We start from the raw sequence: 9,371 nt of genomic DNA, 5'->3' as shown, positions 1-9,371 counted from the left end.
GAGAGTTCTGCTTAAGGTCGGTCTTTTTTATCTTAATTGGACCCTTGACTTATTTGCCATTATACGCTGACCCCCGGCACTTTAGGGTTTTTTCTTCCTTCAAGATTTCTAGCACAATTTGAGATTTAAATTCTGATGTATAACTTTTTCGCTGTTTCATAAACCTACTTTAACATCTCCTCATTTCGTGTCTAGTTTCTTGGGTCCATAATAAACTGTCGTATTTATTATCTATCGTACATAAATCTCCGAGTGATTTTGGCTTAACAAGTCAGGAATTTACTGATGAGGATTGGGAAGCCATTATGGAGGATTATGATGGAGATGACTGATTATAAATGGGATAGAGTAATCATTGATGCTGACTTTGCGATCAAAATGAATAAAAGCACAGATGTTCATGCTATTCAAGACTATATACCTCTCTTTGTAGGTATGTTATCCATTCATGAACATGTTTACGAGAATGAGATCTTAGTTCCAAAAAGAACTAGGGATCAAGTGGATGTATTAATTAAACAGGGAGGAAGAGGACGAAAGGATCTGTTGGGTTATTTAGGGACTTATTGGAAGGATTCATCTGCCTGCTGCGGGTAAGGCAAGAAGTACTGTTCCGTGAGGGAGCGCAGGTGGTGAATCATCTGCTATGGCTAAGCCGTATCTGGTCTATTTGGGGTTCAATGATGAAAGAAATTGGATTTTCTCCTATTTCAATCGTGATATTTCTCAATTGTTCTGCCGTCTGCAGTTTATGGTTAAAAGCCGGCAATTTGGACGGAACGGTAAGGGTTTGTCCATTTCGAAATTCAATTTTTGTCTTTCGATTAAAGTCCCTTGTTCTGACGATATGATTAGGATTGAACCACGTGGTTTCATCATTTTTGGCTGATTTATCCGGAAACACACAAATTCGATGGATTGGATTCACCATCACTGGCGTCATATGGGTATCCCCGATGATCCACTTGGCAGTCGCCATTGCCCCTCGTAAATCAAAACCAATACATTTGATGCTGTCCTCCAATATCTTTAAAGGAGCCTTATCGACGAGGATCGTCTTTTTCAATTCTGTTACAATTGTACACAGCTTTCCATTCGGGTCGTATTCGCCCTTCATATACATAAAATGCTGATTGATAATGTAGTATTTTTCGGAAAACAATTTTTCTTCAGCTCCTTGATTTTCTTGTAGGATTCATTTCAATAATTCATAAAAAATCTGTGAGATCGTAACCAAAGAAGAATAGCAAGGACACATGAGGATTGTGCAAAGATGTTTTCGTTTGGGAGATATAAGTGTTTAAGAAGAATCTTTCAGATTGAGGAGTGTGTGATTCATTGATGATCGGAAAAGAGGGAATGGGATTTAATCAACGGCTTTCAAGTATTTTAAGGAAATTTTATATAAAAAAAGCATTTATTCTTCTTTATTCTCAAGTTCAAGAATCTCTCGAATATCATCAATATTTAGTGAATCCGCTATGCGTTCAATGTGGCCAAAATTCATACTCTGCCTTTTCTTATTGGTTAACTCAATTAAAGCGGCATGCCGAATATCTGCTATTCTGCCTAACTCTCTTAAGGAAATATCCCTTTTCTCAATTGTCTTTTTAAAACTTAGTACAACCTTTCTACCCATATCTCCACACCCCTTCATATTGATTATATAGAAAATCTATCACATCCAAGCTTTCCATGTGGTACGCATTTACGTACCATTAGGAAATTTTTATGATTTTAGTGCCGATTTTAGTGCCTGACCCCAAATGAGGTGATGTGTTCAAGTGTGAGATAAAAGTGTTTTTGATAATCCGAATCTTTCGATTGACTCCTGTAAGAACCGTTTCTGTGTTTTACCTTCACTAATACAATCTATTTTTAAGATTTTATTCATGTAAAGCAGGAATGAGACGATATAGTAAGGGAAGCTTTCCTTCGTGTCAAAAAAGAAAAAAAGGGGTCAGAAGATGAAGAAATTTAAACACAAGCTATTGCTGGTATTTTTAACGATTTTTGTGATACTGGCAGGTACGGTCAGCGCGTATAATATTATGGCTGCCATTAATAGCAACAGCATTCAGTTAAAGAATTTCAAAGAAAATTTGATTAAGGATTATGATACCAGTGTAAGAAATCAGGTGGAATCTGCTTATTCGCTTTTGCATTATGCTTATGGAAAGTTTCAGTCAGGTGAATTATCAGAAGCTGAAGCGAAATCACTTGGCGGAGAGCTGATCAAAGAGCTCAGGTATGGGAAATCCGGCTATTTTTGGATTGATGATACGAAAGGTCAGCTAATTGCGCATCCAATTACACCAGATGCAGAAGGGTCAAACCGGCTCGAAATCCAGGATCCTGATGGTACTTATTTAATCAAAAATATACTTGCAGCAGCTGAAAAAGATGGATTTTCGGAGTATATGTGGGAAAAGCCGGGAGCGGAGGAATTGGTTAAAAAGCGTGTTTACTCCAAGCTGTTTGAGCCCTGGGACTATGTCGTCAGTACCGGGAACTATTTAGATGAGATTGATTCTATCGTAGCTGAAACAGAGCAATATTATAAGCAGGAAATGATAAATACTGTTCGGAACCAGCTCATTATTATTGGCATTTTATTGCTGGCGGCTGGTCTTATCGCTTATCTATTCAGTCATCGGGTGTCGAAGCATATTGAAGCGATTTCAGCACATGTCAAAAGAATCGCTAATAATGATCTCTCAGCTGAAGACCTGACGATTCCAACAAAGGATGAAATCGGCCAATTAAGCACTGGTGTTAATGGCATGGCAGCTAATCTGAGAAAGGTCATTCAAGATGTAGTAAAAGCATCCGATGAAGTAAGCAGCCATAGCGAAGACCTGAATCAATCTTCAAATGAGGTGACAGAGGGAACGAGCCAGGTAGCTTCTACCATGCAGGAATTGTCATCGGGCTCTGAAACGCAGGCGAGTTCAGCTTCAGATTTATCTGAGGCCATGAATGAATTTGTTGAGTATATAAAGAAGGCCAATGAAAACAGCGGACAGGTTTCGAAGCTGTCAGAAGAAGTCTTGCATTTAACAGCAGAAGGAAACGAGGCAATGACGACCTCCATTCAGCAAATGAATGCGATTGATCAAATTGTTAAGAGAGCGGTTGAAAAAGTCCAGGGGCTTGACAAACAGTCACAGGAAATCGCAAAGCTCATTTCCGTTATTAAGGAAATTGCAGATCAAACAAACCTTTTAGCGTTAAATGCTGCGATCGAGGCTGCCAGGGCCGGAGAACACGGCAAAGGATTTTCAGTAGTAGCGGAAGAAGTGCGCAAACTGGCTGAGCAAGTCTCTCATTCTGTCTCAGATATAACATCAATCGTCACCGGGATAAAAGATGAATCCAATGAGGTTGTCACATCCCTCCAAAACGGATACCAGGAGGTCGAAAAAGGAACAGAACAAATGAGAGTGACAGAAAGCACCTTCCATCATATTAATGGAGCTGTTACCGATATGGTCAGCCGTCTGCAGGCAGTTACACAGCAGCTTTCGCAAATTACCGAAAACAGCACGAAGGTCAGCCAATCAATCGAAGACATTGCAGCCATTTCAGAGGAATCTGCTGCAGGCATTGAGCAGATTGCCGCATCCATCCAGCAAACAAACAGCTCCATGGAAGAAGTGGCAGGAAGCTCCAAGCGGCTGTCTGAACTTGCTGAAGGGCTTAATGATCTGGTGAAGGTGTTTAGAGTATAAGCTGGATGCCAGTCCCCCAGTCTGATATTAATAGACTTCCTTTATGCGTAAAGTATTATATGATAGATTTCAATCAAACGTTTGATTGAAAAATGGGGAATGATTGTGGTTCCGGTGTTTTCCTTAGTGGCGCGTTAAAGTACCGGGGGTCAGGTTCCGATTTTCTTTTCTCCCTCTAGGCCATATTCAGTGAATTTCAGCGAATAAACCAATCTTTCAGCATATTATGCTATATTTTTTTATGGTGTTTTAGAAAAGGATTCTATCATTATGAAAAATAGAAAAGGAGATTCGGAATATTGAAGAAATTAATATCTGCTGTAATGGCCATCATCATTGTTTTAGGGCTGATGCCGGCATCCAAAAGTGCAGCTGCCCCTCTTAATGTCCCATTTATGAAGCAATTTCCTGAATTGCCCAGAGGCTGTGAGGTAACGAGCTTGGCCATGCTGCTCCAGGATGCTGATGTGAATGTCGGGAAAATGACACTGGCCAAGGAAGTAACAAAGGTGCCTTATTTGAAGAACGGCTATAAAGGCAATCCTTATGATGGTTTTGTGGGGAATATGTACACATTCAGCTCACCAGGATTGGGTGTTTATCATGGTCCAATTGCTGATCTGGCTGAAACCTATTTGCCTAATCGAATAGTGGATTTAACAGGCAGCAAGATGAGTGAAGTGTATAAAATGATCGATCTGGGAGCCCCTGTTTGGGTTATTCATAATTCCCGCTTCAAAAGACTTCCTGAGAGCGAGTTTCAGACCTGGAATACAACAAGCGGGAAAATAAAGATTACATACAGAATGCATTCAGCAGTTGTGACAGGTTATGATTCAAAATACGTGTATGTCAATGATCCGCTGTATTCTTCTAAAAACAGACGTGTGGACCGGGCTAACTTTGAATCGGGCTGGGTGCAGATGGGCCGCCAAGCGATCAGCTATGTGCCGGAAAAGTACAAATTCTATTTTGATACAAGAAACCACTGGACGAAGCCATATGTTGAAAAGGCCCGTCAGCGAGGAATCATGACTGGCTATAATGATTACTTCTTCGGGCCTGAGAATTCATTAACACGCGGGCAGGCAGCTGTTATTCTGGATCGTATCCTCGATCCGGAGCAAAAGCAGGCAAAGATGGATTTATCTTATACGGATATCTCAAAGCACTTTGGGTATAAAAGTATTCTGCGCCTCTCAAATGCCGGCTATATGAGCGGTTACCCAGACGGCACCTTCAAGCCAAATGGGAAAATTACCAGAGCCCAGCTAGCTGCTATTCTAAACAAGATCTATCCAGCTCAGACGGAAGCAGCGGAAAAGAACTTCACAGATGTAAAGCCTGGCTTCTGGGCATATGATGCTATTCAAAACATCCAGGCTCAGGGCCTGATTAATGGCGACTCTGCCGGCAGCTATCGTCCAGACAGCCCGCTCAAGCGCGGCGAAATGGCTGTGATCCTCGATCGGCTTTCGAATCGATAAGACTTTCTTGCAGAAAGGGTTATTGTCTATCCATTTTGGTCATTTATATTACATTTAGATTAAAATGAAGAAAAACTGTAACCAAAAAAGAGTTTTACTGAAATCTACTTGTTATCTTAGGGTGTTAAGATGTTCCTATCAAGGGACATAAAGGAGATAACATGAAGAAACTAGTAATCTATTTAGTAACAGCTGCTTTTCTATCGTTTGGATTTTCCAATGTCACTTCTGCCGCTGGAAATACGTATACAGTGAAAAAAGGAGATACGCTTTGGGCCATCTCCAAAAAAAATAATGTGACCGTTAATCAAATTAAATCCTGGAATAAATTAAAATCAAATACAATCAAGCCAAATCAAGTGCTTAAAGTTGCGGCTTCTTCCCAAAAAACTTCAGCACCTAAACAGACAGCCGTAAAAGCTGAATCAGCTAATGCTTATAAAGAAATTACAGTAAGAGCGACTGCCTACACAGCCAGCTGCAAAGGCTGCAGCGGCATTACCTATACAGGAATCAACCTGAAGAAAAACCCGAACGCAAAGGTGATTTCAGTCGATCCAAACGTTATTCCGCTGGGATCAAAAGTATATGTACCTGGCTACGGTGAAGCGATCGCAGGTGACAAGGGCTCTGCCGTAAGAGGAAATAAAATTGATGTATTCATTCCAAACAAAAAGCGTGCTCTGCAATGGGGCAGCAAAACCGTAACGATTAAAGTATATAAATAATAGACTGAGAGAATCTCCCTGGCTGGAGATTCTCTTTTTAGTTTAATGGAAAATGGCTGATTTGATTGTGAACGATGCAAATAGGATGCGTAAATTTGCAAATAGAACAGGGGATTTTGCAAATAGAAGGGGTGAACTTGCAAATAGGCGGCGTGAACCTGCAAATAGACAACCCAAACTTGCAAATAGAGTTCTTCACTCTTCATTAAAAGCCGCAAATGGGGGCACGATCTGACTATCTATGATAAAAAGGCTCATTCACCTGCTTGGATTATATTCGATTTTAGTTAAAAAGCATTGTTGTTTAAGTTGTATAGGCTGATAAACCCAGGTTGGCCATATGAATATTTTCTTATTTTTCGCTATTAACACAATTTTTACAAATATCAGATTGTACACAAAATAGAAGAGTGATTAACTAGAATGGTAGTCTTTTGCAAACGTTTAAAATAAGGAAATAGGAGAGGGTTAGATGAATAGAGAGACGCGCATAGAGTTCGTTCGCTTTATCAGTGTCATTGCTTTGATTTTCAGTCTTTTCAGTCCTTTTGCCACGGCGAGTGCAGAAGAAGTGAAATCGGTATCAGAGGCCATTGCGACTAATAAGGGGGTTGCCACGGTCGAAGGTTATATGGTTGGAGTGACGAAAAGCACTTCAAGCTATAGCCATAGCGGTCCGTTTACAGTTGCAACCAATATTGCCATTGCAGACTCACCCGATGAAACAGATCCTAGTAAAATCCTGCCGGTACAGCTGCCAAGCGGAAATGTGAGAGCAGGATTAAACCTGGTGGACAACCCGGATAACCTGGGTGCGAAAGTTCAAATTACCGGTACACTGGAAACCTATTATTCAGTTCCAGGTCTAAAGAACTCTTCGTCTTATTCTTGGGTGGAAGAAACAGATCCAACACAGGTCTCAGCTGTCACTGCTTCCCCTGAAGCGGGTCCCGTTAAGCAGGGAACAGGTGTTAATTTATCCACAGACACAGAAGGAGCAGTCATTTATTACACGGTAGATGGATCAGAGCCAGCTGCTCAAAGTGATTCCTACACGGATCCGATTGTCATTAATGAAAAAACAACGATTAAAGCCTATGCTGTCAAAGAAGGCTTAACAGACAGCAGAGTATCTGAGTTTACTTATACGCCTGCATTAGGCGGACTTCGCATTCATGATATTCAAGGGGCAGGGCATTATTCAGACTATGCCAATCAATATGCTGCCGATGTAGAAGGCATCGTCACAAAAGCGGCAGATGCAAACAACTTCTACATGCAGGACCTGCAGCCTGACCAAGACCCTGCTACTTCAGAAGGAATTCTCGTTTATAAAAAAAACCACGGTGCACAAGCGGGCGATGTGGTTTCCGTTACTGGACAAATTAAAGAATGGGTGCTTGACGGGTATGCTGAAAAGCTGGAAACGGATTTGCCTGTTACTGAAATTAATGCTTCAGCAATCAATAAACTGACTTCAGGCCAGGAACTGCCAGCACCAGTCATGCTTAACCAGGAAAACCTTCCTGCTAAAGTGATCGATAATGATCGCTTTGAAGAATTTGATCCGGAGCAGGATGGAATCGATTTTTATGAAAGCCTGGAAGGTATGTTTGTTCAAGTGGACAATCCTAAAGTGGTTGCGCCGCAAAAATACGGCGAGCTTGTAGTGGTTCCGGGAGATGTGGAAACCAACACAGCGGCAGGCGGACTGCGCATCTCAGAACATGATTTTAATCCTGAGAGAATTACTTTGGATATTAACGATAACGGCTTTGTTGCTAAAATGGGCGACAGCTTTCAGGGCAGCATCCAGGGTGTTGTCAGCTATGGCTTCAGCAACTATAAAGTAGTAAGTGATGCAGATTCATTGCCGGAATTTGTGGAAGGTCCGGCGGTTAGAGAAGAAACCAGCATGATACCTGAAGAAGATCAATTGACCATTGCTTCTTATAATGTTGAAAATTTCTCAACAAAAACGGATGCGGAAAAGGTGACCAGATTAGCAGAAGCAATCGTTGATCATATGAAGCAGCCGGATATCATTGGCCTGACAGAGGTCCAGGATAATGACGGGCCAACGGATAGCGGCACAACAGAAGCGGACCGGAGTGCAGCCTTGCTGATTGAAAAAATAAAAGAACTTGGCGGTCCAGCCTACACTTACACGGATATCGCTCCAGAAGATAAACAGGATGGCGGACAGCCTGGAGGAAACATTCGTGTCGGCTTCCTGTATAACACTGAACGGGTAACCTTATCGGAAGGCGAAAAAGGCTCTGCGACTGATGCTGTTGATTTTGAAAACGGCAAACTGACGCTAAACCCAGGACGCATTGATCCGACAAATGCAGCATTTGAAGATAGCCGCAAAGCCTTGGCGGCACAATTCGAATTCCAGGGCGAAAGCGTCATTGTCGTTGCGAACCATTTTAACTCGAAAGGCGGAGATCTTCCGTTATTCGGCAAAGTTCAGCCTCCTGTCTTAACCAGCGAAATTCAGCGCATGAAAATCACTAACGTTATTAACGGTTTTGTCAAAGAAGTCAAGGCAGAAGACCCTGATGCCAATCTCGTTCTTGTTGGTGACTTTAATGACTTTGAATTCTCCAATCCTTTAGAAGCCTTAAAGGGTGAGGAATTAACCAACATGATCGAAAAAGTACAGCCGGATGAACGCTATACGTATAACTACCAGGGAAATGCACAGGTGCTGGATCATATTTTAGTATCCAACAATCTGGCCAAGAACACAGAAGTCGATATTCTTCATATCAACTCAGGCTTCATGGAAGCGCATGGCCGGGCAAGTGACCATGACCCTGTGATGATTCAAACAAGCTTAAAGCCGGCAGCTGCACCGAAAGAGCCGAAATATGACCATGTTTTCAAACTCGTAAACCATCATGCCAAGAAATTCGTGGTTGGGCCACATAATGCACTCGTTGTGATGGATGAAACTTCTAGCCTCTCACAAGGGCTATGGCTGAAAAAATCAGCGGCTGTCAAAGGCGAAGGCCTTAAAAACACGAGAGTGGTCATCAGCTCAGCCAACAAAGGCGCAATCGTTGACCTTACAGGATCAGAGATGAAAGAAGTCATGATCGAAAGTGACAAAGTCGCAGAAATCCGCGGCGCTGAAAATGTACAGAAGTGGACACTTGGGAAAAAAGCGGATCCATCCCAGATTATTTTCAAAGATTCGGATGGCGAGGAAATAAAGTCTCCTTATGAGGGAGAGGAAGCAGCATAGCAGCTTAGGGACATGGATCATTCCCATGTCCCTTATTTTCTTCTAGTTGTTATTTAATGAAGTTTAAACGTGTTTAAGAGGGTTCAATGCAAAAGGAATCCTCCAAAAGGCAGACAGAGTTAAGAGAATAGTAAGCTTCAAGCTGGTGCCTATTTTCTGCAGGTGCCAGCTT

7 protein-coding genes are annotated in these 9,371 nt (G+C 41.8%); 5 read left to right on the top strand and 2 right to left on the bottom strand.

The window, feature by feature from the left end:
- Window positions 1–318: 318 nt before the first annotated feature.
- Window positions 319–597, top strand: a complete 279-nt coding sequence (locus tag NCCP133_RS20390) for a hypothetical protein (protein WP_264807079.1) — start codon at window positions 319–321, stop codon at window positions 595–597.
- A gap of 40 nt (window positions 598–637) precedes the next feature.
- Here the strand turns inward: NCCP133_RS20390 and NCCP133_RS20385 are convergent, their stop codons facing one another.
- Both NCCP133_RS20385 and NCCP133_RS20380 read right to left on the bottom strand, forming a co-directional pair.
- Complete coding sequence (locus tag NCCP133_RS20385) at window positions 638–1,162, bottom strand: competence protein ComK (RefSeq protein ID WP_264807078.1); 525 nt, start codon at window positions 1,160–1,162, stop codon at window positions 638–640.
- A 255-nt stretch (window positions 1,163–1,417) separates the two neighbouring features.
- Window positions 1,418–1,639, bottom strand: a complete 222-nt coding sequence (locus tag NCCP133_RS20380) for a helix-turn-helix domain-containing protein (RefSeq protein ID WP_264807077.1) — start codon at window positions 1,637–1,639, stop codon at window positions 1,418–1,420.
- A gap of 328 nt (window positions 1,640–1,967) precedes the next feature.
- On the opposite strand from NCCP133_RS20380, the gene NCCP133_RS20375 reads away from it, so the two are divergent.
- From NCCP133_RS20375 to NCCP133_RS20360, 4 genes are all read left to right on the top strand, one after another.
- Window positions 1,968–3,731: a methyl-accepting chemotaxis protein gene (locus NCCP133_RS20375; protein WP_264807076.1), complete on the top strand. Its 1,764-nt coding sequence runs from the start codon at window positions 1,968–1,970 to the stop codon at window positions 3,729–3,731.
- A gap of 299 nt (window positions 3,732–4,030) precedes the next feature.
- Complete coding sequence (locus NCCP133_RS22030; RefSeq protein ID WP_264807075.1) at window positions 4,031–5,218, top strand: S-layer homology domain-containing protein; 1,188 nt, start codon at window positions 4,031–4,033, stop codon at window positions 5,216–5,218.
- 161 nt (window positions 5,219–5,379) lie between these two features.
- Complete coding sequence (locus NCCP133_RS20365) at window positions 5,380–5,946, top strand: 3D domain-containing protein (RefSeq protein WP_264807074.1); 567 nt, start codon at window positions 5,380–5,382, stop codon at window positions 5,944–5,946.
- Between the two features lie 472 nt (window positions 5,947–6,418).
- Window positions 6,419–9,199 carry a DUF6359 domain-containing protein gene (locus tag NCCP133_RS20360; protein ID WP_264807073.1) on the top strand — a complete coding sequence of 927 codons (2,781 nt, stop codon included), beginning with the start codon at window positions 6,419–6,421 and terminating at the stop codon, window positions 9,197–9,199.
- Window positions 9,200–9,371: the final 172 nt, after the last annotated feature.

This window comes from Cytobacillus sp. NCCP-133 (genome assembly GCF_026011715.1).
Taxonomy (GTDB): Bacteria; Bacillota; Bacilli; order Bacillales; family Cytobacillaceae; genus Cytobacillus.
This window is presented reverse-complemented; position numbering and strand designations above follow the sequence as displayed.

Excerpts from the sequence above, each read along its gene's own strand:
- NCCP133_RS20390 (WP_264807079.1), top strand. The coding sequence starts at position 319 with ATGGAGATGACTGATTATAAATGGGATAGAGTAATCATTGATGCTGAC.
- NCCP133_RS20365 (WP_264807074.1), top strand. The coding sequence starts at position 5,380 with ATGAAGAAACTAGTAATCTATTTAGTAACAGCTGCTTTTCTATCGTTT.
- NCCP133_RS20375 (WP_264807076.1), top strand. The coding sequence starts at position 1,968 with ATGAAGAAATTTAAACACAAGCTATTGCTGGTATTTTTAACGATTTTT.
- NCCP133_RS20360 (WP_264807073.1), top strand. The coding sequence starts at position 6,419 with ATGAATAGAGAGACGCGCATAGAGTTCGTTCGCTTTATCAGTGTCATT.
- NCCP133_RS20380 (WP_264807077.1), bottom strand. The coding sequence starts at position 1,639 with ATGGGTAGAAAGGTTGTACTAAGTTTTAAAAAGACAATTGAGAAAAGG.